Consider the following 24,463-nt stretch of genomic DNA (forward strand, 5'->3'; position numbering starts at 1 on the left):
ACAGACGGTAATTACGAGGTTTATCAACATAACTAGGGAATTGAACAGCGCTGGACTATCTAATTTAACGCCGTACTTACTCAATCAGTACCTTCAGTGTAGGTCTGAGCTAGTTAATGCCTTCAGTAGTGGTAATGTTACGTTAATAGGGCAGGTACTGAGTAAGTGCGAGACAAGGATTCACAATTATGAGAGGGAGACGTACTACGCAGTCTGGGCCATGAACTCGACCAGGAATTACTTATCATACATAAACTACACCATTTGGAACCTGGCGAAGCAGCATGGAATTGTTGGTACAGTACCCATGCTGTGCTACGTTAAACTTAACAGCAGTATAGTGGGTAATATAACCTCAATACTTAAGGCGATGCTTAACGGGACGATAACGCCGATGGAAGCTCAAGCACTAATAAATGAATACTTAAACAGTATAATTAATTCTACACCATCACTAATCGCTGGCTGCCTAGGCATAGCACCAACACCACCACACACCTACATACCGATGATCAACTCAACAATCACGATGCCCAGCACCAGCGGTAAATTGTCAATAAGCGCTAATGGGAATGCTGAATTGATCATTAACATAACAAACCCAACCCAGGAAAACCTATACATAAGTGGGTTCAGCATTGGGGAATTAACATGCACGTTCTCAAGCAACATAGAGGTTCTCGCCAACTCCCAGGGAACCCTAGAGCTGGGGTTAACAGCCAGTAATGGCGTAATCACTGGTGTGTCGAGTTTAAGTGGGTCGGGTAGTGTCGTGATTCCGCAGGGAACGACCGTGAACTGTATTGGGCGTTCAATAATTACGTACATACCCACATTGAGTGGAAGGCTTTACCTAAGTAATGGTTTATGGATACCATTCTTCATAGTAATTAACGGTGGAACAAACGCAATAAGCGGCTACGGCTGGTGGTAGGGATAAAGAGACACTTAAATACTCAGTCCCATTGATATGACCGGTTTATTCCTCTCGACATTAAACAGCCTAGCTATTAACGGGCACTTAGCCTAAATAGGAATAATACGTTATCAAGCCCCGGCTTCCTCTCCATAAAGGTCTCCAGGTTATCAAGGCCCTTGGAAATAACCAAGTCATAACCAGCCAATTCATTAACCACATCGCCGTACCAAAAGGCCGAGTAATTACCAGGTAATGCCCTAACCCTGAAATTCCTTGCTAAACTAGCGACGTAGTCGTAGGTAACATCAACCTCATACGGCCTACTCCTCGCATACACCACGACATCGACACCCATTGAGGATAACTTCCTAATTAGGAGTAGGTCAAATTGAAACTCACCAGCATTATCAACGAGGTAAGCCACAGACCTCACATTACCAAGCCTACTCCTTAGGCTGGCTGGGTCCGTACCAAGCCAAATCGGCTCCTCAAGTATCCTATCCACGAAATCCTCAACCCTAAAGTCATAACCCTCATGTATATCCACAGAGTTAGCCGAGGCTGCGAGTCTCACGTAATCAAGAACATCATCACCGAGCCTCAACCTACCAATCAACTCACTGGCAACTCTCTCGAGCATTGCCTTCTCATCAGCATGAGGATCGGCATTACCAATCATCCTCACCATGCTATTAAAGGACTCAATGAATACAGCAGCCCTACCGAGGGAAGCCAGGTCCATAACCGCCTTACCAAGGTCAGCGAAGACCCTAACATCACTAATGCCCAACCTCCTCAACTCGCTGAATCTCGACTCAAGGGCGCAGAGCAAACAATCACTAACACTAACGTACCGTGGACCACCCACGAGAATCACCTCAACACCCTAACCCTCCTTCTCATGGTCGCTGGGCCCGTGCGAAACCTCTCCTCAAGCCATGGATCACCATTCTCATGATAACCAAGCAACTCCCAATAGCCGGGCTCATCCTCATCCATAATTACCAACTCATTAACGTACTTCGCGGACTTCCAACCGTAGCGAGACGGCACCACGAGCCTCAGTGGAAAGCCATGTTCCCTGGGCAGTACCTTACCGTTCATTGCGTAGGCTATTATCGTGGTCTCCTCAAGCAGGGCACTTAGCGGTAAGTTCGTGGTATACCCATCAGCTCCAACGGCCATTACATAACCACCCCTCGGCTTAGCCATGTCCATTATATACCTAGTCGGCACCCCTCTCCAGGTCACGTTCAATACCGACCAGCCCGTGACGCAGTGGAAGTCAGTGGTTAGGTCTATGCAGGGTGCCTTAGTGATTAGGTCGATATATGGGATCTCGACCCTATTCTCAACGAGTCCCGTAACCTTCAACTTATAGTTAAGTAGGTCGATATTCTCGGGAGGATCATAGACGTCGTAGATTATGAACTTGGGGATGACCCTCTGGTTGGGTGGTAATTCGCGTTTGTAGACCAACTTATTGCAGGGTCTGGTCAATGCCTCCTTAAGGGCTTCCTCAACGGTATTAAGCACGACTAATACATAGGGGCATTCCTAATTAAGGTTTGGGCATGGCCCATTGAAATTAACACGCTAATGGGGTAGTTAGGATTAAATACCTTAATACGTACCTTGCCTACCGTGGGTTTCGTAGACCTATTGATAAACCTATTTAATTATATCGGGATAATAGCCTTCGCAGCCTCAGGCGCCTTCAAGGCCTATGAGAAGAACCTAGACATCCTCGGCGGGATAGTCCTAGGCTCCTCCGTAGCCCTGGCAGGAGGTGTGATTAGGGACGTGCTTGTCGGAGTATTCCCACCCGTGAACATAGCATACCTGCCATACCCAATCACCGCCGCACTCGCCTCACTGGCGGCCTACGTATTCTACCCATGCATATCCAGGTATAGAAACGCCCTAATGTACGCAGACGCCATTGGCTGGGGACCTTCGCGGCAATTGGGGCCGAGGTAGCTGTTGAGCATCACCTAAATGTGCTGGGCGTGATGCTCCTGGCAGCCGTCACAGCGGCGGGCGGCGGCGTGGTTAGGGATGTCCTGGCCAATGAGGTGCCCATAATATTTAGACAGGACATCTACGCAACCCTGGCAGCGGTGGGTGGCCTGATATACCTAGCATTCAACTCACTACTCGGTAGTGAGGTCGCAATCCTCACCACGGCAATAACGATAATAGTCATTAGGTTCATAATAATAATGAGGGGCCTCGACAAGTCATACCTAACAATACGCCTAACCCACGGATTACACGGCGAGGCGAGAAGTAGGGAGCAGGACATCAATCCTCATACACACTAATGCCCAACTCACGGGCAGAATTCACGAGCCTCCTTATACGGCTCCACGACTTATCCCTAACAATCACGACGTTACCCACAGTCTCCACCGAGAGGCCGAGCCTATTAATCAATTGCTTGAGCAATTCGTAGGTTTCCAGATCCATGGTAACTACGTAATTACCCCCTGGATCTCTTCGACGACCTACGTTGAGCCCCCTCACCCTCACCACTGGCTCCCACCCCCTCGATACCCAACGCCTTCTCAACACTCTCCAGGGAGTAGCCCATGACCTTCATCAACCGCTCAAGTAATTTCTTCTTGAATACGTCGCTCGTAGCCATCAACCTTAGTAGCGGCATGTAGTAGAGCGAAACCTCGGAGCTACTCACGTGGAGCTCGACCTTAAGCCTATTGATCAGCGCATCCCTAATCTGCCTAACCTCCTTGGTACTCGCCAACAACCTAATCCTCTCAGGGAATGAGAGCCTAACGAACCTGGCAAGCCCAGGCTTATTACGCACCAACGCAACGCCCGCGGTCATTAACTCAAGCATGTAAGGCATCAACTCCCACTCCTGGGTCTTAACAATCCTACCCCTAACCACGTCGGATAGGGATAGGTTATCGAGAGCATCACTAACGGCCTCAGGGGACTTCGCATACACCGTGGGTATATTGTCCAGGGCCCATGGGTAATAACTCTCCCAGTCGAAACTCGGTAGGAAGGTTACGGACCTAGCATCCTCAAACCTCCTCGCATGGAACACCCTATCAAGGACCTTGAACATGTCGAATTGGTGGGCCCTCTCCGTAACCGCAACATCATCCCTGGTAAGGACCCTCTTACCCTCCGCAGCAGCCTGAAGGTCATTAATCGCAGCCCTAACATCACCGCCCGATGCCTCGGCAATGAGCTTCAGAGCATCCTCCTCACACTTAATGCCCTCGGCATTGCAAATCCTCCTCAGTATAGTCATTATGTCACCCTCACTCAACGGCTTAAGCTGAATGACCTCAGCCTCATCCCTCAACTCCCTAAACTTCGGGTCCCAGGGATTGTTAGCCGTCATTATGATGGGCCAGGTGGACTCCCTAATCAACTCCACAATGGCAGCCAAGCCACCGCGATCCTCCCTAACATTAAGCCCATCAACCTCATCAAAGAGTATGATCCTACCCCTAAAACCAAACAACGAACCCATCCTCATGGAACCACCAATGACCTGCCTAATCCTCTCACCAGTCCTAACATCACTGGCATTCAACTCAAGAACCTCATAACCCCTCTCATTAGCCAGGGCATAGGCAAGCGTCGTCTTACCAACACCAGGAGGACCAGCAAGCAACACAGCCTTCTTACCAGGCCTACCCTTCTCCCAAGCATTAATCCAATCAAGCAAAGCCCTCTTAGCCTCCTCCTGATCAACAACATCATTAAGCCTCCTAGGCCTATACTTCTCAACCCAAGGCACTCTACTAGACATTACAGAAAAACAAGGGCAAGTAACTAAATAAACGTTTCCAAACAAAAACAAAGTACTACAACAAATCAACTAAGCCAAGAATACGATAATTCAATCCACCACGAAGAATTTTAGTTTCTTATTGTTGTTACTGGATGAATGAGCCACTACTGACCTCGCTAATCACTATTTTAGTTTCTTATTGTTGTTACTTGATGCCTAATGTTGGGCCTTGGACTGAGTACAATTTTAGTTTCTTATTGTTGTTACGTAATAATAAGTCAGCCACGTCATATAGGTCAATAATTTTAGTTTCTTATTGTTGTTACATCTTGATTGGCATAGCCCTACTCACGGTATTTGTGTATTTTAGTTTCTTATTGTTGTTACCTGCAGGCTCGTGTAGTTAGTCTTCAACGCCTGGTACTATTTTAGTTTCTTATTGTTGTTACCCCTATTGGGACGAACGTGTATGTGAGACGACGATAGATTTTAGTTTCTTATTGTTGTTACTCTGTTCCTGTTGCTGCTGAACAAGGGTTATCGCTGGATTTTAGTTTCTTATTGTTGTTACACCTAAGCAAGATGGCTGTGGTGAGGCTACACATCCATTTTAGTTTCTTATTGTTGTTACCGGCAACATCGCGGTCTACCCAACCACAGGCGTAGGATTTTAGTTTCTTATTGTTGTTACAGCTTTATCCTTCGTGTAGACCACGAATCTGGATTAATATTTTAGTTTCTTATTGTTGTTACAGAAACTATGTCATTCAACGGCTCCAACTCTTTCGAATTTTAGTTTCTTATTGTTGTTACCGCCTTTCCTAATCTGCTCTCTGAGGGCCATGTAAATTTTAGTTTCTTATTGTTGTTACACGATAGACCAAGCCCACGATAATCATAGGCCTAATTTTAGTTTCTTATTGTTGTTACAATTCCCTCAAGGTCGTCATGCTAAATCACCCATATTTTAGTTTCTTATTGTTGTTACAATGATGCACTTGGTAGTGGTGTAATTGAGAAATATTTTAGTTTCTTATTGTTGTTACATACGTAATGAGTAATCAGACAAACACGGAGATTATTATTTTAGTTTCTTATTGTTGTTACCTTGACCAAGTACTATGGGGAACAATACTTGATTGGATTTTAGTTTCTTATTGTTGTTACTGGATCGTGGCTGTTCGCCGCACCTACGCCCCACTCAACGATTTATAAGCATTTCTGGGCATTAAATATCGTAGAAACTCCATAACTCATTTAACGGCGGATTTACGAGAAGCAGAATGATGGGTCGAAAACGAGGAAGTAAACTCATTTAACGAGTAAGGGGTCGTGGAGGTAAGGAATTTATAGTTTATTAAGTGGGTGTTGTTGCATGTATGTTGTAGTTTCTTATGACATTTCTGATGAGAAGGTACGTGGAAAGGTTCGGCGATTATTACGGCGTTACGGTCTATCATTTATATCCAGATCAACCTATGCAGGAAGAATTTCTTGGAACAGGATCAATTTCCTATCAGAGAAGATTAGTAGAATTATTGGAGAGGGAGATATCGTGGCTTTCATACCAGTCCAGAACGTTGACTTTGAAAGAACACTTATCGTCACCAAAAATAAGGTATCGGGATACGAGGTACAGGTTGTCTTTGCCGGCGAGGATATTTGATGACTTACTGGTTTGTAGGTTACGGAGTAGATTTGCGATTGAGAGGGTTAAGGCTTTGGAGGATCCTAGGATGGAGTATGAGAGGAGGGAGGGTGATGTTAGGTTTGGCGAGAGGAGAAGGATGGAGCTTTACTTCTATGCAGGGGAGTGGGTTAGGATCGTGGGCATACCCGACGCAATAATTAATAACGTAGTTATTGAATTCACAATTACTAGGCAGAATATTAGGCACATCCTGGGTAGGGCCGTGATCTACGCATACATGTGCATGAGGGAGAATACGGGCTGTGCAACCCTGATAGTCCCTACGACGGGAGGTGGTGATGAGGTGGGCTACCTGGTAATACCAAACTCCGGGTTTCTTGAGTACTTATCTAATGAGTTGGCTGAGGTATTGAAGGGCGAGGTTGAGGGGTTGAGGAATCCCTTCTGTAAATCCTGTCTCTACAGGAATGTATGTCCCTATGGTTTATAAATGAATGGTTGAAAGTCGATGGACTCGACCACGAACTTCCTTAGGTCATTGGCCTTACTATAGATTTCTCCCCTCACTGTTCTCTTACCCTTCTTCTTATGCAGTATGGTGTATAGGTGCTTCGTTATTAATTCAAGCCCGTCCTTCCTGAGATAACCCTCGCTGTCCAGGGACAACTTACTTCTCCTTGACACTGCAATCACGGTATGAATGGCAACGGGCTTAAACATCTCCGAGAAGTCGTAAACAAGCGATGGCCTACCTGGCTGGTCCACGTGTAATAAGCCTGCGTAGGGGTCTAGTCCCGAGGCTATTAGAGCGTGTGTTGAGAGTGTGTATATTATTGCGTATGCGTAGTCCAACGCCCTATTTATTGGGTCATCACCCTAGCTTCCTGCCTGGGAATTCCTTGGGCATGAATTTTCTCAATTCCTCCCACGCCATTTTACTGAGTTCAGCCTCCTCGAGTATTAACGACTTCCTATCCCTAGCCTTAAGCCTTACCTCGAATTCATTCACCACCACCTTATCTATGTAGGAGAAGTACTTAGCCACATTAAGTATGCCGCGGATTTTACCCTCAATGAACTTCCTCGCCAACAATAGCCTAGAATCCTCATCCAATGCGTAATACTTCCTCCTAATCTCACTTATCGTGTTTGTGAATGGCGTAACTAGAATAGTGTCTGTCCTCCTTCCATGAATTAAAATGGGTATGTTCAATGATGAGAGGAAGTTTATGACCTCTGAGGAGAGACTCACGTTATTCCCAACGATAATGAGTAGTTCTAGGTCTAGTGTAGATACTTGTCTCACCATATTATCGCCCCAATTAATAATCAAGTCGGAACCCTTCCTCCTAATGTTGGCGTTCTTAACAATCAGTATCATAGGATTATCAGTAAATTATCAGTTTAAATTATTCTTATTTAAAGTTTATCCAAACTTTATTTTTACAAAACCAAAACCCGCCGCCCTACCTGACCCTACGCCCATCTCCATGGCATCCCTTAGTATTTCTCTAATAGCCCTCTTAGCCCTCTCGGGCGTGTTTCTCCGCAGGAAGTACTTTGCATAACCTATGACCCCAGGTAACCATTTCCCATCATAGTAGTACCAGGTCTTGGTCACAGTATTGAGGATGGTGTGCGACTCCACGAGTGCGTAGGAAAGCCTGATTATGTTTCTGACGTACTCATCCTTAAATATGTCGTAAACATTTACTGAAAAGACCACGGCCGGGTGCGGTATGAACCTCCTGGCCTTATCACGACTTTCGGCTAGGGATATCTTAGCGAATGGGTCAACAAAGAGGGCTGGGGTTATGAAGTAAACCCTAACACTATTAAAGTCCTCTGGGGCTGTGGTATCGATTCTCTCATACTCAATGAGCTTAACCTTAACCCTGGAGGACCCGTAATCAAACTCTAAACCACTGGTTAATCTCGAGACTGCTAGGGCAATCTGTAACTCCAGGGGTTCCCTATAACCAATGTACACGTTATAGCGCCGCCAACACTTATTGGCTTAGGCTCCTGCCTAGGCCTTCCTGAACTCTCGCCAAACCTAGTAATGATTATCCTGGGGTAGACTGGCTTTTCATCACCTTCATTAAGTAGTGGCGTGATCCTAATGGGCTTGGGCGTTGGTTGATCCTTACCTTCAAAAATGCTCTGTAGCTCCGGGTTGGCATTCATTAATATGGTTTTCACGAACTTCCCGGTGAAGTCCTTGGTCACGAAGTGCGAGACGTAGATTTTTAGTTTAATTAGCGGCACTTAATCACCTCATTAGGTTCAGTATTACCTTACCCATTATCGTTGTCTCGCATAACTTGGTCCTCCTACCAATTCTTTCGCAACTTACCAACTCACCCAGGGCATTGAGTTGGCTCACTATGGTTGACTCTGACTTATCCATAATCCTGGTTATGTCGCTTAGACTCAACTTTGTCGTTAATAATTCAAGTAATTTCAATTGTTCCTGCGTCGGTATCCTGGGGATTGATACAGGTAACTCATAGAAATTTTGCATGTTCTCATCGAATGCGTAAACCCTAACCCTCCTAATCTTACTTAAGATAAGTGCCAGGTAATATAGTGCCAGGAGCAGTATACGCATTCCACCTATTAGGTAAAATTCCACGTAACCATCAAATCCCCCCATACTCGATATCTGCAGCAGTACACTATCAAATGGTACATCCACATTAACGCTAATTACCTTAACGTCCCTAATCCCAACAATGTCCAGGTACTTCAAGATCGCGCCCATGGCATCCTCATTCCTCCTCCTGGAAAATTCATCCTTAGGCATGGCCGTAACGAGGATCACCTTGGACACATCATTCACGCCCCTACGCGTTAAGGCCTTTATTACGTACTCCGAGGAGAATCCCACGTTGAATACCAGGGTGGTCATTAATATTCATGTACTCATAAATAAATATAAACCTTTTTCTACATTATCGCCAAAATATCACGAACATGAGATTAAGTGATAAAGCTTATAAAGGGATACTATTAACATACTAATGATGGCTTACGTAGGCAGTAAGGAGGTTGACCTGGTCTCTAGTGCGTTGAGGTCAGTGACGTTTAAGCAAGGGGTTAGAGAGGCTAAGAAGAGATCGCCGCAGTCATATATATTCCACGCAGTCTCTGTAGGTGTCTTATCTCTCGACATTTGTAGGGCAATATATAACGAGAGCGATGTAGGTAGGCAATTACTTAGTAAGTTGGCGGATAACTATGGGATGCCATATGAGGAATTATGTTTCTATGGCGGTTTCCTGCATGATTGGAATAAGCTTGAGGGTAAGGAGGAGGGTGCGAGGGAAATAATGAACAAACTGGGCCTTGGTGGCCGTGAGGAGTTCCTTCATGGGATAGCCGCAATGGCTGAGGGCTCATTACCAGATAATCAGCACCTACCCCTTTGGGTATCGATTAAGTTAGCCGACATGCTCATGATAAGTGAGATAAATAGCGTCAATGATGTCTTTAAACACGTAAGCTCACGTGCGTACCAGGATGCGGTAAGGGCCCTTGAGAACTTTGGGCTAAGGCTAGGCCGCATCTCCGCAACATTTCGTTTATTCACCCTAATAGCATCAAGGGATTTACTAAACGAGGTAATTAATGGCCCAGGGTACTACCCACTAATATCCTACCCTGACGGGCTAGTATTCCTACGTAGGCGGGATGCACCGCCAATACCGCTAAGTAAAATCGCAGACGTACTTAATAAAAGGGTATTCACATCATCAAAGGAGGAAGTAGAAAGTAAGGTTGAGGAAATAAGGAGGTGCCTAAACAGTAAGATTAAACTATTCAGGGAAATGAACATAGACGTTAAATCGGCCATTTATAAGGACGACGGAAAAATGAGACAAGTCAATGAATTCCTACCTACAAAGGTATGTAAGCCCTTCGAGGACATTGTCGGCAACCTAGATAATGCAGCAAAGCTTGAGGTGGCTAGAAGTATCATTAAGGAGCTCGGGGATGAAATACCGTATGGTGTCCTAATGTATTTCGTACATAAGTTTAGTAAGAGCGATAAAGATTACATAAGGAGAGGACTAGGAATTAGTGAGGGATCACTGGAATACCTGGAGAGCCTTGATCTACAGAGGGCGAGGGAGATGCTGGGTAAAATACTTGAGCTATTGCAGGCTAGGTACCCATTGAATGCCCAGGGCATTGATAAGACGCTTCAATACTATGTGAAACACTCATTTAGTGGGGACGTGATTGATGACCTACCACCCATCAATGAGAAGCCGAAGAATTACTGCGTGGTCTGTGGTATGCCCATATACTCAGAAGGTTCCGTAAGGTTTGTCCAATATGCCACTGAATTAGGCGGTAAGTCCGAGATTTGGGTACCTAGGGAGAGGGGGTTGGAGAATATTGACGATATAAGAGATGAACTGAGGGTGTGCCCGATCTGTACTTATGAAGCCAACGCATTAAAGAGCGTGGCTAAGCCTCCGTACTTCATCATTACGTTCCAGCCAGGCGTGCCTGTAAGTCTCCTTGAGATTATAGATTTTGAGCAGGTGGATATTAATTACAGTATTGATGAGGATGAGAATTATTACAGCGCATTCAAGAGGATGGGTGGGGGCTTCAATCCAAATTCACCAAGGGTTTTACCAGGTTTCTTCTCATCGAAGGTCCTGATCAAGGCATCGGAGGTAATTGAGTCTAAATTATCGAGGTCCACGAGATTAAGTAAGAGTGAACTGAATAAGTTATTGCCATATGCGCACATGATTTCAATAGTATTCCTAACCTCCCCAGTGGCAATATCCTCAAGCATTTATGAAATACCCTCAACACAGAATTATGTTGTTTCAGTAACATCGGCATATAATTATGCTTCATAAATCCGCTCAAATTTAAGACCAACCTAAATATGCTCTACGCCTTATCCGCATACTCGGCTAAGTACCTCGTGATTAGGAGCGTGAGCGTCAGCAAGGATGAGTTGGACAATAACTTGAATAGTATGGTTAATGAAGCCGACCTCTACTCCACCGTGGATCCATCCCTCGGCATCTTAAGCGTGGGTATGGGTATTGGAACCCCCATTGAGCTTGATGCCAGGTTTTTTTCGAAACCTTAAATTACTTAGATACATATTGGATGTTGCCGGGAGGGTGAGTGAGATGGGTAAAACCATCAGATCTTCCATTTACACGATCGCCCACGTATTGAGAGAGGTGGTTAGGAGCCAGGACGTGACTAAGTACGATGTAGTGGGATTCCTGAGGGATGGCGTGGATATGTTCTTCAGAACCTCAACCATAATACATGATAAGGATGATAGAATTGGCGTCTCAATAAACGCGGCGATTTCGTCACTTGAGAATAAATACTCACTAAATGATGTGCAGAGGGCGAAGGTATACTCAGCCTTAGAGGACTTATTCGAGTCCTTATATGAGATTGAGGAGAAGGCGGATAGGAGCTTAGCAATTTCAATAGCCAACACCCTCTCAAACTGGCTATATATTGCTTATAAAATAGTCACCCAAGGTGATAAGTCATGAGTGGGAGGGACGTATTAGCAGGTGTTTGGCTTAAAGAGCTTTGAGGAGATCAGTAGGTACTTTGCAGACCTTAGTCAACCCAATAAGGAAAACGCGGTGCCCAGGGGTAGGGTGGCGAACGTATTCGTGGTAATACAAGCCGAGGGTGAGTTGGTAATTAGGCACGAAGGCGGCGAGGACGTGACGCTGGCCACGATAGACGGCGATAAATACCCAATGATACTGCATGAGAAGCTGGTCTCTGCCTGGAGGAGACAAATGTTAGAGATATTAAGAAGTGACTACGACATCCATAGGAAGGAAATTAATGAAATACTTGGAAAGGGTGAGAATTACCAGTGGCACTGCTCGTTAAGGCCGACCATCACCGTAAAGAAGAGTAGGGGTAGGGAAAGTACGGAGGAAAAAAATGGGCGGTCTTTGCAGGGAATGCCCCAATTGCATGGTGTTCGGCTTCGCAGTAGGTGAGGGCGAGAGGTATAACTTAAAGAGTAGGGTTGAGGGAGACATATACCTAGCAACGACGCCTGAGAGCAGGAGCGTGGTGATTAGAACCTTTAATGCCGTTGATGAGGTTACACACACGACCTACATACAGGCTGAGGGTGAAAGAACTGGCGCCCTCTTTAGGCTTTCCCTGATAAGGGAGGGCACGCTATTCGTGGGAAAGATCGCGCTTAAGGACTATCACCGGCAGAATTTGCCTTGGCCCTATATAGCCTGGCGGTTACAACGAGGATTGGCGGCGTCAAGAGTGATTTTGGTAAGGTCAAGATAATAATCCCAGCAATAGCCCTGTGCGATCATGAGGTCTCATCAGGCTATGAAGTCTTTGGAAGGGTTAAGGGTCTCGATAATGTTAGTGAGGTTGTGAGGATAATCAACGACCACGTTAAACAATTCAGCAGTGAGTGCCGTGTATTTACCTCAGAGGATTTTGCAAAGAGGATTATCGAGACCGTGGGTAAGAATAAGCATGAGATAATAGCCGAGGCCTGGAGAGATGGTCTAAACTTCAAGAAGAGCATTGAGGCCTTCATTGGGGCAGAGTGATCGATAATGAAACTATACAGGGCCTACTTCAAACTCCATGGTATATTAATATTTTCCTCAGAGATCAGACCCATGATAACTGCTGGGGAAGCGATGGGTTCCTACATATCTCCGTCACCCTACATTCATAATTACCCCGTTATGTACGGTTTAATGGGAAAGCCATCAGAGACCTACTTCGTTTTCCCATCGCTGCATTACTTAGATTATGAGGAGAGGATGAGGAGGACGCCAACACGAAGGGGCTTGCAATACACGAGTATTAGGAAATTATTAGAGGATTTTAAGAACGGAAGGGATTCCTTCTACGTATTCCCCTTAATACCCACCAAACTTGTGGTATCATCATTCCTACTTTCAGCCGAGTCCTGGAGTTACGTAATCCCCACCAGGTCGCCAACTAAGAACGTATTCCCCAGGCTAACGAGCTATGCCGCATTCATGCCAGGTAGTGAGTTTAAAACCTACGTGGTTGTTCAAGGCAAGGTCAAGCTACCGGAGTGGGTAAGAATCGGCAAGAAGAGGTGGGGCATATTTAGGGTTGATTATGATGAGGTGAGGGTTGAGGGAGTGAGGATAGAACGTAATAGGGTAACATCCATCCCAATAAACTATAACGATGCCAAGTTCTTCGGCTTTGAACTAAGGTCATTTTCAAAGGTCTTGGAAACACCAAACATCGAGGAAGGCTGATAGGCTGGGCCGAGTTGGAGGAGTGCACCGTGATTCGAGGCACGATTAATAAGGATAAGGTTGAGGTTTGCCTACCCATAAGGTGGGGGGATTGAAATGAAGAGTGGGTTGACAGGCATATCATTCACAGTGAAGGAGGCGTACATCGAGGAGGGGGATGCGATAATCAACGGAATCAGGCTAAGGAGGTTCCAGGAGGAGTTATTCAACTCCTTAGGGAAATATAGGAGGATCCTGTTAAGGGCACCAACGGGCTCCGGTAAGACGTTCACGCTAATACTTGCGGCAATAAAATCCCGCCTAGAGGCGCAGCACTACCCAGTCGTTGGAATCTACCCATCAAAGGCCCTGGTTTATGACCAGGCAAGAAGTATATGCGAGACATTGAGAAAAATGGGGCTTAGGCAGTATGAGAATCGATTTATCGGCGATATAGTCATTAATGGTGAGAATAAGGGAAGCATTGAATTGAACATCTACGTGGTGACCAGCGAGAGTAGGAGAGGCATCGTTACGGCAGAGGACGATTGTTGGCAGGGAGATATACCAAGTGATTACCCGCCCTCGGTAATACCAATAGTCCTCACAGTCCCTGAGTATCCCTACATGATCATAACCGCGATGAATAGGCAGTACACTGCGTCACGAATCATCGAGGCTGCGCTTAAGTATGACTTCGACGATGCGGTGAGGGTGTTGGGCGGCTTGAGGAGTGAGGTTAGGGAATTATATAATGACTTTGCGAGAGCCTTCAATGGGTATTGGTTCATAGATGAGTTCCATCTATATTCAGGGTTAGCGAGAAAGTCAATGCTAGCCTTAATTGAGATGTTCGAGAAATACAATAGTGTGATTAAGAGCAATAAGAGTGTCGTGTTCTCATCAGCAACGCCAGTACCAATAAGCGTTGATAAGGCTATAGAGGTTAAAACCGTGGATAAAGGCAGCAGGATCAGAAAGGCAACACACGTTGTATTTCATCTATCTACCCATAATCCTCAGGAGGAGTTAGTGAATTACGTGCAGGAGGGTGGGGAGGTAAGGACTGCGGTCATACTGGACAGAATTTATTACATAGCTGAATTATGCAGGAGGGTTAAGGATGCAGCCGTGGTTTGGGGTCTTGACATAGCCTACGGAAATTGTAGAAAGGTTGAGAAGGGATTGGATAGGGAGAAGTTCATAATAGGGAATCAGGCTATGTCCTTTGGTATTGACATAGACCTCGATAAAGGCTTCATCCACGCGCATGACGCGGAAACTAATACAGAGGTTCGGGAGGTTTGGTAGGCATGGGAATGGAGCTGCCGAAGTTCACGTGTTCATCGAGGCTGGAGCAAAGGCAATACATGAGTTAAGCAGCGTTAAAGGTAAGGACGTGAGTTATGAGGAATTCCTCGATTTAATCAGAAAGATATATAGGGAGAGAATTTATGATAAACTCGATGAAATATTCTTTTCAAGGATAAGGTATGACATAATGATGAGGGTATTCACATTAACCTACGCAGTTTCACAGGGTGAACACGTTTATTCACTTGCTAGGCAATGGTATCCCAGTAACGAAGCTTTAATAAATGGTAAGCCCATTCACGAAATTTTAAGGCCATCATACGACGAGTACTTCTACGTCTTCGCCTATAGACCAGGCGGTTTAAGGGGACGTTGGTGTGAGGGTGGAGAAGATGAGTTATTCTCGATGTTACGAAACTTCGCGTACGATCACTACAATCACTGTTTCACGAAGAACCCATTGAAGGAAATGCCCGCTATTATCCCAAGCGAGCGAAAGATAGGTAGTGTTAAGTGCGACTTTATGACATTTAACGACTTCAGCAGGAGTCTAAGCCCGAGACTCATCCTACAGAGACAGGGCATGTCCGTACCAATGAGTCGAATGAGGGAATTCGAAAACTCTTACGTGGTGATGCTCACGAGAGAATGCACGGACTGGGGCAGCGATTTCCCAGAGATGGCTAGGCTAGTCTCAACCTACGAAAACGCAATACCAATATACAGGGATGAACAGTTAACAACGGTCATTGGACTAGCCCTATTCATTTAATCCTCAAATAATCCAAAAACTCATTTACCGTATCCATCCTACGTCAAGCCCAAATTAACAAAACACCAACGCATGAAGCAAATAACATAAAAATTACAATAAGTCCCTAGACACCCTAAATCTTCCCTATCTTTGACTATATATCTAATATCTTGACATCATGTACGCATCCAGTAACAACAATAAGAAACTAAAACGAGATATTCAGGCGAGTGGCCGTGGATAAGCCACTGTAATAACAATAAGAAGCTAAAGTTCCTATATGAGGTGTCATATCATTAATGAGGGGATTGGGGATTTGTCCGTAATATGGATTGGTAAGGGTGTGGCTTTGGGGTTTGGTTATGTGGTTGCGGAGGTTGTTGGTGAGCGTCCTATTCCTCATCATTGATTGGGCCTTTACTTATTTTCATTAAGGCGGCTAGATGCTCTTTTCTACTGTTATTTAATGATCCTTTAGTTTTTCTTACGCTAGGCACGATAAGAGGAGGTTATACATTGGGCTATGCTGCTTTTACCTCGCGTGTTTTTATCATAGTTAGATATTACGGGTCCAATGGGCGTTTTTAGCGGTTGGTGTCTTTATAATTGCTTGGAGAATTAGAGTTGTGAAGTCGGGCCCAGGGTGTGATGATGGTCCAAACCACTGACCCTTGATGAACTGTCCTTGGGCTGACCCTTCCCTGGGCCCTGTTTTTATTATTGTATTGGAGTTATAAGCCTTTCGTTGTTTTATGTCGTTGTTCTTCTCCTGGTTGTTGTCGTTTTGGTCTCCCTAGTCGTAGTTGTTTCCCTTGCCCCTAACCCGTGTTTTTTTGCCTATTAGCATTAGTTTTGCTAGGAAGGCTGTTAGTTGTATTTCCTCGTCTGAGCCCTCGGTTAATCTGTAGTCTATGTCTGCTGCCGTCTCGGCTATCTCGACCTTAGCCTCGTCTGGTACGTTGATGGCTCCGCTCATTATTTGTCTCTGTATTGCCCTGAGGATCTCCGTGCCTGACACGCCGTGCTCATACATTAGCATCCTCAACTTGTCCCTGGCCTTCATGAAGTCTCCGCTGAATGCCGTGTTTACTAGGTCGATTATGTCCTTAGGCTCTATGTAGCCCACTGTCTTGTAGATGACCTCTGGCGTTATCTCCTTCGCTGTGGCGGCGGCTGCCTGTAGCGTGTTTATGGCTTTCCTCATGTCTCCCTGGCTTACGTCCCAGATGGCTTCTAGGGCTTCGTCTGTTATTTTCACGCCTTCCCTCGAGGCGATTTCCCTGAGTCTGTTTAGGACTGCGTCCTTGGGTAGTGGTGAGAATCTGAACATGGCGCACCTGGACTGTATTGGGTCTATAATCCTGGACACGTAGTTCGCAATTAGTATGAACCTGGTGACCCCTGCGTACATCTCCATCATCCTCCTCAGGGCCTGCTGTGCGTCGGAAGTCATGTTGTCTGCTTCGTCGAGTATGATTAACTTGTAGGGTGCCTTGCCCATTGGTGCTGTCCTTGCGAATTCCTTAACCCTCTCCCTAATCGTGGTTATACCCCTCTCATCACTCGCATTAAGCTCCAATACGTTTTCGCGCCATGCGTCGCCGTATAATTCGTGGGCTATTGCCAGGGCCATCGTTGTTTTGCCAGTGCCTGGTGGTCCGTAGAATAGCATGTGGGGCATGTTGCCTGTCTTCAGGAATTGCTTGATCCTGTCCTTAACCTCCTCCTGGTCGATAATGTCGTCAATCCTCGCTGGGCGGTACTTCTCAACCCATATTAATTCTGCGATTGACATTACGGTATTAATGAACTAGACCTGGTTAAATAAGTATTCCTCCTGGTTGGTTGGGGGTAGTTGATAAGTATTATTATGATGCTGTGTTGGGTATTAGTTTTGGTGATGGGGCTTACCTTGCGCTTGCGGCTACCCTCTCCATCTCGTCCTTCTTCCTAATGGCATATGACTTCTGGTCATTCTGGGCCGCAGCTATGATCTCATCGGCCAGGCACTCCTCAATTGGCTTTGGATTGTTGAAGGAGCACTGCCTCGCTCCCTCGGTTATCCACCTAATGGCTAGGTCAAGCCTCCTCAGTGGCGATACATCCACGGAGACTGGGTAGGCAATACCTCCGTAGACGACCCTCGTGATCTCCTCCCTCGGTGCGGCATTCACTATTGCGTCAACGAAGACCTGTATTGGGTTTTGCCCGGTCTTTAGGTGTATCATTTCGAAGGCCCTCTTAACGATGTTATACGCCTTATGCTTCTTACCAGCATTCCTGCCGGGTGCATTAATTGGTTCATCAACCTCTCTATGGCCGGTATCCTAGCCTTACCAAACTTCCTCTTCTGATACCTACCACTCGTGTGCGGCAGGTACATGGGCTTTAGGCATAGGTACCTCCTAAGGCTGGATCCCTAACAACCACGTTCTCAAAGGTCCACTTACCAAATAACTTAATGGGTTCTCCATCAAGGGTCTTCAAATCCCTTGGACACTCCTCAATTATCGTTACACCACCAACTTGGTAAGTAACCGTCTCCTTGGATAGTGTAATTCCTTGATCGCTACTCATTACGCAGGTTAATAAACGAGTGCCTTTTTAAAGATTTGCCGCACGGTATGGTTAAACGTGGTTTGTGGGTAATGGATTGATTTTTACTTATCCCTTAACGACGCCTATTGGTACGTGCCTCGAGACCCTCTTGGCCATGCCCGTTAGCTCGGCAACCTCGGCGACCTTGTCAACGTTCTTATAAGCTCGGGAGCCTCCTCGGATATTATCTCGCTCTCAGCCGACCTAACGATTATGCCCCTACTCTCCAGTGCTCCCCTGACCTTGTTCGGCGGTAGCATTCTGACGGCTGCTGACCTACTCAGTGTCCTGCCTGCGCCGTGTGGTGCTGTGCCGAAGGTTACCTGGAATGATGTTGGTAGTCCAATGAGTACGTAGGACGCAGTGCCCATACTACCCGGTATTAAAACCGGCTGCCCAATGTCCCTGTACTTAGGTGGTATCTCGGGCCTACCCGCTGGGAATGACCTTGTGGCTCCCTTCCTATGCACGAGAACCCTCCTGACGTGACCCTCATCATCGATTACGTGATCCTCGATCTTGGCAATGTTGTGGGCAACGTCATAGACGATCTCGAGACCGAGCTTGTCTGGGTCCTTGCCAAAGACCCTCCTGAAGGCCTCCCTGACCCAGTGCGTTATTATCTGCCTATTAGTCCATGCGTAGTTGGCGGCTGCCTTCATGGCTGCTAGGTAGTCCTGGGCCTCCCTGGTGTTTAGGGGCATTGATGCCAACTCCCTGTCCGGTAGGAATAATCCCCACTGCTTCAACTTATTCTCAGCAACCCTTATGTAGTCAGTGGCGACTTGGTGACCAAGGCCCCTACTACCCGTGTGTATTAGGACCATTACCTGCCCCTCCTGCTCAATACCAAGTCTCTTAGCCAGTTCTGGGTCGAATATCTTATTAACGACTTGAATCTCAATGAAGTGATTACCACTGCCCGTAGTCCCAAGCTCATCCTTACCCCTCTCCTTAGCCCTCTGACTAACCTTGCTCGAGTCAGCACCCTCGTAATGCCCAAACTCCTCAATGAAGTTCTTATCATCGCCCCACCCATAGCCCTTACTCAACGCCCAATCAACACCCTCATCAAGCACCTTATCAAGGTCGCCAAAGGATAGCCTTAGGAGCCCAGTCTCACCAACACCTGCAGGGACCAACTTGAATATCGTGTCCACTAACTCCCTGAGCTTTGGCCTAACGTCCTTCTCCGTCAGGTTGGTCCTAAGGAGCCTAACGCCGCAGTTAATATCATAACCAATGCCTCCAGGACTCACCACACCGTTTTCCATATCCATGGCAGCCACACCACCCACTGGGAATCCATAGCCCTGATGAGCATCTGGTAGGGCTATGCTGTACTTGTAAATGCCGGGTAGGCAGGCAACGTTGGCTGCCTGCTCAAGTGTCATGTCGGTCTTCATTTTCTCAAGTAGTGTCTCGTCTGCGAATATCCTGGCTGGCACCTTCATGCATGGTTTGTATCCCTTTGGTATCTCCCACACATAATCGCTTATTTTCCTCAATGGTGGTACCATAACCTAGTCCTAAGTCATTAATGGGTTAATAAAACTTCACCCTGCATGCAGCGGATTTAGCCGACGTGGGCCTAATTACCCTCGCTTGATCATTTATCATACCCTATTTTTGAATATTAATACTCCTCACTAAGCCATCAGTAACTATGATATTACGGCATCAAGCATGCATTTAACATCCAACAATGCCTAAGCATTACTCGGCTCACCTTTTATGAACACCCGAAGTAATAAAAAGTCCAATATTAATGCCTAATTGATGACTATGGAATTCAGGATGAAGGTAGTATTAGTAATCGCTATGGTTATTGTGGCGGTTGCTTCGTTACTCGTTGTTTTGCATATACATGTAACCAGTAATTATGTTAGGCATGTGTATATAATTAATAGTACAGCTAGCAATAATGGTTTAGTATTGGTAAATGTGACTAAAACTAATGTAACTAATAATACGCATGGATCTTCCCGCCCTGTAACCCCGATTCCCAGCTATATTAGTTTTGGCAGTCTCGCTTGTTACAATGATGACGTCATTATATCCAATAGTTCGATAGTTGTTCTTCATTATCAGGTTCATGGTAACGTTAGTATTAATGGTATTGGCGTTTACATTTCATTCCCGGCCAGCATTATTAATGAGACTCTGAGCGACTTCTCGAGATTGCAAAATTCAAGTGGTGTGATGATTATCGGCATTTACGTGAATGGTAGGTTAGTCATGCTTCAGGCAACGTCGTTACCAATTAATAGCCTAATCTTCGCAGTTAACCAACCCTATATCTACGATAATAAGCCCATGAACTTATGGCAATACCTCAGGGCCACCAACAGCACGGGTAAGTTCGTAGTTAACACCGTTATTAGTATTGGCTTCCCAACGATTAATCTGACGGATGGGGACGCAATAACCGTGGCCATATACTCGGCGGTACCCTATGCATTACCATCGTGTAGAGTAACCAGTGAGGGTGCTGAGGTTGAGTTAATGGTAGTGAATGATTGGATTGGCAGCTTTGGGGTGTCGAATGCCGTATTATCGGCGAGGCAGCTTTATGTGGAGGGCAGGTACGTAACTGAGGAGCCGGTGATATATGTAGTGAACGTTACAAGTCCAATAAGCCAGCTACCGCAGGTATTAAATCAGGGAGTTTTAACTAGTGTGAGTCCGTTCATTACTGGGTATGCGCCATCATTCTACATGATATTAAACTTACCACCAGCATCGCAGGTAAGTGGTGCGGGTAGTGGGTGATTAGGCATGATAGGGATTATGGTTACATTAATGGTCGTGTTGATGTTTCAATTCTTCATGATTAACGGGCTACACCTAGGGCAAAATAAATTAATTTAGGTATGACGATGTTACGGCTGAGTATGCCGATTGATTATAGGGCTGTTGGGCTTAAGGTCGGTTTGGAGATTCACGTGCAGTTGAACACGGGTAGGAAGCTATTCTGTAATTGCCCACCCATTGTTAGGAATGACGAGCCCCACTTCAGGTTGTTAGGAGGTTGAGGCCGAGCATGAGTGAGCTTGGTGAGGTTGACCCTGCGGCTATTTGGGAGTTTAGGAAGCACAGGACCTTCATCTACGAGGGTTACTACGACACAACATGCCTAGTGGAGCTCGATGAGGAACCGCCGCACGACCCTGACCCCGAGTCTCTCGAGGTTGCCCTTGCCGTTGCCATGATGTTTAATGCCAAGATATTTGATGAGGTTTACGTGATGAGGAAGACCGTAATCGACGGCTCGAACACCTCGGGCTTTCAGAGGACGATGTTGATCGCCCATGATGGGTTGGCCAAGTTCTTTGATTATAAGGTTCCAATACAGACCATAGCCCTTGAGGAGGATGCGGCTAGGAAGATTGAGGAGAAGGGTGACACAGTTGTTTATAGGCTTGATAGGCTCGGCATACCGCTCATTGAGATATCCACGGGAATCCTGACCTACAGCCCGCAGGAGGTTATGGAGGTTGCTACTACATTGGTCATAGCATTAAGATGACGGGTAAGGCGAAGAGGGGTCTCGGCACTGTTAGGCAGGACGTCAACGTGTCTATCGAGGGTGGTGCGAAGACGGAGATTAAGGGCGTACCCGACCTAAGCCTGATACCCAAGGTCATTGAGTATGAGGTTCAACGCCAACTAAACCTGCTAGCCATCCGTGATGAGCTAATTAAGAGGGGTGTTAAGGAGGATTGGTTTGTTAAGGACTTCGTTGATGTAACGGACATATTCTCGGCAACTAAGTCGAACATAATAAGGAAGGTCATTGATGGTGGCGGTAGGGTCATTGCCATAAAGACGCCGGGCCTAAAGGGTATACTGGGTAGGGAGGTTCAGCCGAATAGGAGGTTTGGCACTGAGTTGGCGGATAGGGTTAGGGTTTGGACGAGCTTGTCAGGGTTGATCCATAGTGATGAGTTGCCTGGCTATGGAATAACTGCTGAGGAGGTTTCCAAGGTGTCCTCGAGGCTCGGTGTTGACTCGTTCATACTCTTGGCCGGCACCTCGGATAGGGACTTGGTGGATGCTGTGGATGTGATTGTTGATAGGATTAGGGAGGCGCTTCATGGTGTTCCTGAGGAGACTAGGGCGGCTAATCCAGATGGTACGACTAGGTTCATGAGCCTAGGCCTGGCGCTGCGAGGATGTACTGAGACTGACCTTAGGCCCATTAGGATTACCGAGGACATGTTGGCCAGGGCTAGGGCGTTAATACCGGAGCCCATTGAGTCCAGGGTGAGTAGGTATGTTGGTTATGGCATGAGTAGGGAGTTGGCGATGCAGGTTATTAAGTCGTCGTTTTATGACTTAATTGATTACTTAATAGGTGAGTTTCAGGGCAGGGTCTCGGCGACGTTGATAGCCAACACGATAGTCAATACCATGAAGTCCCTCCAGAGGGATGGCGTTGATGTTTCGGTAATAACTGAGGACCACCTTAAGGCCATATTTAATGAGCTAGCCCAGGGCGTGATAACGAAGGAGGCCATACCAGACATAATAGCTGCCTGGAGTAAGGAGCCTGATAAGCCGATTAATGACGTGATCAATAAGCTGGGTCTCAGGAGGATGGGCTTTGATGAGGTTAGGAGGTACGTCATGGAGAGGGCGCCGAAGCTCGGGATAACCGATAAGAATAAGCTAATGAATGTGTTGATGAGGGAGTTGAGGGGTAGGGCTGACCCTGGTGATATAATGAGGGCTATCGATGAATACTTAAGGAGTGCCCTTCATTGAGGACCGCAGGATAGCCACCCTTCCACGATATGGTCCTTGCGAACCCTGGCCAGCATTTGCCTCTTAAGTAATGCGCGTCAACGTGTCTTACTATATAACCTATATTTTAACAAGCATTATTAATCACTGCATATTAATGGGCTTGATAGGGATGGGTGAGGATAGGGAGGCATACATAGTCTATTTTAAGAGGACTGCGTTCTCCAGGGTTAAGAGGGAAGACCCAAAATTCGACGTGTTCTATGACATAACTGGGCCAACGCTCTTCTCGAAATTACTTGTCAAGGCTGTTCAGGACCTTGGTATAAAGCCTGAGCAGATAGACCACGTGATAGTTGGTAATGCCCTGCAGGGTGGTGATAACTGGAGCATGGGTGGTAGGATACCGGTATTCCTCGCTAAGTTCCCAGTCACGATACCTGCCATGGCCGTTGACATGCAGTGTGCCTCGTCATTTGACGCAATTGGCATTGGTACCATGGAGATTTGGACTGGGCAGGCTGACATAGTGTTTGCTGGGGGTTATGAGCACATGTCGAGGGTCCCCATGTATAACAACCCATACATAGTGCCGCACCTGGAGTTAGCCACTAACCCTGAGTATGCGATGTACGACATGGCCACTGGGTACGTGATGGGGCTTACTGCCGAGAAGTTGGCAGCTCTCAAGAAGATAAGTAGGGAGGAGATGGATAGGTGGTCGTACAGGAGCCACATGCTCGCCACGAAGGCTTATGAGGAGGGTTATTTCAAGGATGAGATATTGCCAATCGAGGTTGTCAAGGATGGGCAGAAGATAGTGGTTGATAGGGACCTAAGCGTTAGGCCAAACACATCACTGGAAGCCCTGGCGAAGTTACCATCTGCCTTCAAGCCTGGCGGTGTGATAACCGCCGGTAACTCAGCACCTCTTAACTCTGGCGCATCGTTGGTGGTACTGATGTCGGGTAGGATGGTTAAGGAGCTTGGCATAAAGCCGTTGGCCAGGGTTGTGTCGCTTGGTTGGGCTGCCGTTGATCCATCAATAATGGGCGAGGGCCCAGTACCCGCATCGAGGAAGGCGTTAGCCAAGGCTGGGCTTAAGGTTGAGGATATAGACCTTTGGGAAATAAATGAGGCGTTTGCCGTGGTTACACTAAACGCAATTAAGGAATTAGGCATTGATGAGAATAGGGTCAATCTTAGGGGAGGCGCCATAGCCATCGGCCACCCACTCGGCGCTACTGGCGCTAGGCTGGTCGGTACCCTGGCAAGGCAGCTGCAATTGACTGGTAAGGAGTATGGGTTGGCCACGGCATGCGTTGGTGGTGGTCAGGGTTACGCAATAATTATTCAAAGGGCATGAGTTAAATTTAAGAAATTTATTTAATACCTAATTGGTTAATCTTAAAAATAAACCCTTGACCTAAATCAT

At 46.4% G+C, this 24,463-nt stretch carries 25 protein-coding genes, 5 pseudogenes and 1 CRISPR repeat array; of the genes and pseudogenes, 18 read left to right on the forward strand and 12 right to left on the reverse strand.

The features are described from left to right. Positions 1–934: pseudogene (locus JCM14467_RS04980) on the forward strand (hypothetical protein); the annotation flags it as partial. Positions 935–1,010: 76 nt separating this feature from the next. Here JCM14467_RS04980 and JCM14467_RS04985 read toward each other — a convergent pair. Continuing rightward, positions 1,011–1,787, reverse strand: a complete 777-nt coding sequence (locus tag JCM14467_RS04985) for an ARMT1-like domain-containing protein (protein WP_252900766.1) — start codon at positions 1,785–1,787, stop codon at positions 1,011–1,013. A gap of 5 nt (positions 1,788–1,792) precedes the next feature. Next, positions 1,793–2,455 carry a sulfite oxidase-like oxidoreductase gene (locus JCM14467_RS04990; protein ID WP_252900767.1) on the reverse strand — a complete coding sequence of 221 codons (663 nt, stop codon included), beginning with the start codon at positions 2,453–2,455 and terminating at the stop codon, positions 1,793–1,795. Between the two features lie 108 nt (positions 2,456–2,563). Here JCM14467_RS04990 and JCM14467_RS19875 point away from each other — a divergent pair, with 108 nt between their 5' ends. After that, the gene (locus tag JCM14467_RS19875) at positions 2,564–2,899 is read left to right on the forward strand and encodes a trimeric intracellular cation channel family protein (protein WP_342765470.1); all 336 of its coding nucleotides are present in this window, start codon (positions 2,564–2,566) and stop codon (positions 2,897–2,899) included. Between the two features lie 20 nt (positions 2,900–2,919). After that, positions 2,920–3,243, forward strand: a complete 324-nt coding sequence (locus tag JCM14467_RS19880) for a trimeric intracellular cation channel family protein (protein ID WP_342765471.1) — start codon at positions 2,920–2,922, stop codon at positions 3,241–3,243. On the opposite strand, the gene JCM14467_RS16035 is transcribed toward JCM14467_RS19880, so the two are convergent. Together JCM14467_RS16035 and JCM14467_RS05000 are read right to left on the reverse strand one after the other, a co-directional pair. Further along, entirely contained in the window at positions 3,224–3,451 is a 228-nt protein-coding gene (locus JCM14467_RS16035; protein ID WP_252900768.1) for a hypothetical protein, read from the reverse strand. The genes JCM14467_RS19880 and JCM14467_RS16035 overlap by 20 nt on opposite strands. Further along, positions 3,402–4,709 carry a replication factor C large subunit gene (locus tag JCM14467_RS05000; protein ID WP_054849374.1) on the reverse strand — a complete coding sequence of 436 codons (1,308 nt, stop codon included), beginning with the start codon at positions 4,707–4,709 and terminating at the stop codon, positions 3,402–3,404. The genes JCM14467_RS16035 and JCM14467_RS05000 overlap by 50 nt, the downstream gene beginning before the upstream one ends. Positions 4,710–4,816: 107 nt before the next feature. Beyond that, positions 4,817–5,858: direct repeats of the CRISPR family, unit length 24 nt; unit sequence ATTTTAGTTTCTTATTGTTGTTAC. Positions 5,859–6,066: 208 nt separating this feature from the next. Between JCM14467_RS05000 and cas2 the strand changes: the two genes are divergently transcribed. Together cas2 and JCM14467_RS05010 are read left to right on the forward strand one after the other, a co-directional pair. Continuing rightward, entirely contained in the window at positions 6,067–6,357 is a 291-nt protein-coding gene (gene cas2, locus JCM14467_RS05005) for a CRISPR-associated endonuclease Cas2 (protein ID WP_054849375.1), read from the forward strand. After that, on the forward strand, positions 6,338–6,832 hold the full coding sequence (locus JCM14467_RS05010; protein ID WP_054849376.1) for a hypothetical protein: 495 nt from the start codon (positions 6,338–6,340) through the stop codon (positions 6,830–6,832). The genes cas2 and JCM14467_RS05010 overlap by 20 nt, the downstream gene beginning before the upstream one ends. On the opposite strand, the gene JCM14467_RS16040 is transcribed toward JCM14467_RS05010, so the two are convergent. Genes JCM14467_RS16040 through csa3 form a run of 5 tightly spaced genes read right to left on the reverse strand, consistent with a single transcriptional unit; the run spans position 6,820 to position 9,253 of the window. Then, on the reverse strand, positions 6,820–7,194 hold the full coding sequence (locus JCM14467_RS16040) for a CRISPR-associated endonuclease Cas1 (protein ID WP_252900769.1): 375 nt from the start codon (positions 7,192–7,194) through the stop codon (positions 6,820–6,822). The genes JCM14467_RS05010 and JCM14467_RS16040 overlap by 13 nt on opposite strands. A gap of 19 nt (positions 7,195–7,213) precedes the next feature. After that, positions 7,214–7,723, reverse strand: coding sequence for a CRISPR-associated endonuclease Cas1 (locus tag JCM14467_RS16045; protein ID WP_252900770.1), 510 nt, complete (start codon positions 7,721–7,723; stop codon positions 7,214–7,216). 45 nt (positions 7,724–7,768) lie between these two features. After that, on the reverse strand, positions 7,769–8,332 hold the full coding sequence (gene cas6, locus JCM14467_RS05020; protein ID WP_252900771.1) for a CRISPR system precrRNA processing endoribonuclease RAMP protein Cas6: 564 nt from the start codon (positions 8,330–8,332) through the stop codon (positions 7,769–7,771). Continuing rightward, the gene (locus JCM14467_RS16050) at positions 8,287–8,610 is read right to left on the reverse strand and encodes a hypothetical protein (RefSeq protein WP_252900772.1); all 324 of its coding nucleotides are present in this window, start codon (positions 8,608–8,610) and stop codon (positions 8,287–8,289) included. Before JCM14467_RS16050 ends, cas6 begins: the two co-directional genes overlap by 46 nt. Before the next feature lie 4 nt (positions 8,611–8,614). Next, the gene (csa3, locus tag JCM14467_RS05025) at positions 8,615–9,253 is read right to left on the reverse strand and encodes a CRISPR-associated CARF protein Csa3 (RefSeq protein WP_054849377.1); all 639 of its coding nucleotides are present in this window, start codon (positions 9,251–9,253) and stop codon (positions 8,615–8,617) included. 112 nt (positions 9,254–9,365) lie between these two features. Between csa3 and JCM14467_RS05030 the strand changes: the two genes are divergently transcribed. The 9 genes and pseudogenes from JCM14467_RS05030 to JCM14467_RS19380 all read left to right on the forward strand — a co-directional run bounded on the left by JCM14467_RS05030 (position 9,366) and on the right by JCM14467_RS19380 (position 16,093). Beyond that, entirely contained in the window at positions 9,366–11,225 is a 1,860-nt protein-coding gene (locus tag JCM14467_RS05030) for a hypothetical protein (RefSeq protein ID WP_252900773.1), read from the forward strand. Positions 11,226–11,254: 29 nt separating this feature from the next. Next, a complete protein-coding gene (locus JCM14467_RS16055) occupies positions 11,255–11,464 on the forward strand; it encodes a hypothetical protein (RefSeq protein WP_252900774.1) in 210 nt (69 codons plus the stop codon). 34 nt (positions 11,465–11,498) lie between these two features. Next, on the forward strand, positions 11,499–11,891 hold the full coding sequence (locus tag JCM14467_RS16060; protein ID WP_252900775.1) for a hypothetical protein: 393 nt from the start codon (positions 11,499–11,501) through the stop codon (positions 11,889–11,891). Between the two features lie 21 nt (positions 11,892–11,912). Next, complete coding sequence (gene cas7d, locus JCM14467_RS16065) at positions 11,913–12,359, forward strand: type I-D CRISPR-associated protein Cas7/Csc2 (RefSeq protein WP_252900776.1); 447 nt, start codon at positions 11,913–11,915, stop codon at positions 12,357–12,359. After that, positions 12,334–12,944 (forward strand): annotated as a pseudogene (gene cas7d, locus JCM14467_RS16070) (type I-D CRISPR-associated protein Cas7/Csc2). The gene cas7d (JCM14467_RS16065) and the pseudogene cas7d (JCM14467_RS16070) overlap by 26 nt, the downstream one beginning before the upstream one ends. 6 nt (positions 12,945–12,950) lie before the next feature. Beyond that, entirely contained in the window at positions 12,951–13,637 is a 687-nt protein-coding gene (cas5d, locus tag JCM14467_RS05040; RefSeq protein WP_252900777.1) for a type I-D CRISPR-associated protein Cas5/Csc1, read from the forward strand. Between the two features lie 96 nt (positions 13,638–13,733). Beyond that, on the forward strand, positions 13,734–14,927 hold the full coding sequence (locus JCM14467_RS16075) for a DEAD/DEAH box helicase (RefSeq protein WP_252900778.1): 1,194 nt from the start codon (positions 13,734–13,736) through the stop codon (positions 14,925–14,927). Then, positions 14,887–15,702, forward strand: a complete 816-nt coding sequence (locus JCM14467_RS16080) for a hypothetical protein (RefSeq protein WP_252900779.1) — start codon at positions 14,887–14,889, stop codon at positions 15,700–15,702. The genes JCM14467_RS16075 and JCM14467_RS16080 overlap by 41 nt, the downstream gene beginning before the upstream one ends. Positions 15,703–15,964: 262 nt before the next feature. After that, entirely contained in the window at positions 15,965–16,093 is a 129-nt protein-coding gene (locus tag JCM14467_RS19380) for a hypothetical protein (protein ID WP_256359210.1), read from the forward strand. A 384-nt stretch (positions 16,094–16,477) separates the two neighbouring features. On the opposite strand, the gene JCM14467_RS05050 is transcribed toward JCM14467_RS19380, so the two are convergent. From JCM14467_RS05050 to JCM14467_RS05060, 3 genes and pseudogenes are all read right to left on the reverse strand, one after another. Next, a complete protein-coding gene (locus tag JCM14467_RS05050; RefSeq protein WP_054849470.1) occupies positions 16,478–17,473 on the reverse strand; it encodes a replication factor C small subunit in 996 nt (331 codons plus the stop codon). Between the two features lie 118 nt (positions 17,474–17,591). Next, positions 17,592–18,261: pseudogene (locus JCM14467_RS05055) on the reverse strand (30S ribosomal protein S7). 87 nt (positions 18,262–18,348) lie between these two features. After that, a pseudogene (locus tag JCM14467_RS05060) lies at positions 18,349–19,802 on the reverse strand (RtcB family protein). A 259-nt stretch (positions 19,803–20,061) separates the two neighbouring features. On the opposite strand from JCM14467_RS05060, the gene JCM14467_RS05065 reads away from it, so the two are divergent. The 4 genes and pseudogenes from JCM14467_RS05065 to JCM14467_RS05075 all read left to right on the forward strand — a co-directional run bounded on the left by JCM14467_RS05065 (position 20,062) and on the right by JCM14467_RS05075 (position 24,394). Then, on the forward strand, positions 20,062–21,054 hold the full coding sequence (locus tag JCM14467_RS05065) for a hypothetical protein (protein ID WP_252900780.1): 993 nt from the start codon (positions 20,062–20,064) through the stop codon (positions 21,052–21,054). 122 nt (positions 21,055–21,176) lie between these two features. Further along, the gene (locus JCM14467_RS16085) at positions 21,177–21,317 is read left to right on the forward strand and encodes a hypothetical protein (protein ID WP_252900781.1); all 141 of its coding nucleotides are present in this window, start codon (positions 21,177–21,179) and stop codon (positions 21,315–21,317) included. 176 nt (positions 21,318–21,493) lie between these two features. Then, positions 21,494–23,049: pseudogene (gene gatE / locus JCM14467_RS05070) on the forward strand (Glu-tRNA(Gln) amidotransferase subunit GatE). Positions 23,050–23,200: 151 nt separating this feature from the next. Next, on the forward strand, positions 23,201–24,394 hold the full coding sequence (locus tag JCM14467_RS05075) for an acetyl-CoA C-acetyltransferase (protein WP_054849472.1): 1,194 nt from the start codon (positions 23,201–23,203) through the stop codon (positions 24,392–24,394). Positions 24,395–24,463 lie beyond the last annotated feature (69 nt).

This window comes from Vulcanisaeta sp. JCM 14467 (genome assembly GCF_001316245.1).
In the GTDB taxonomy this organism is placed as follows: domain Archaea; phylum Thermoproteota; class Thermoprotei; order Thermoproteales; family Thermocladiaceae; genus Vulcanisaeta.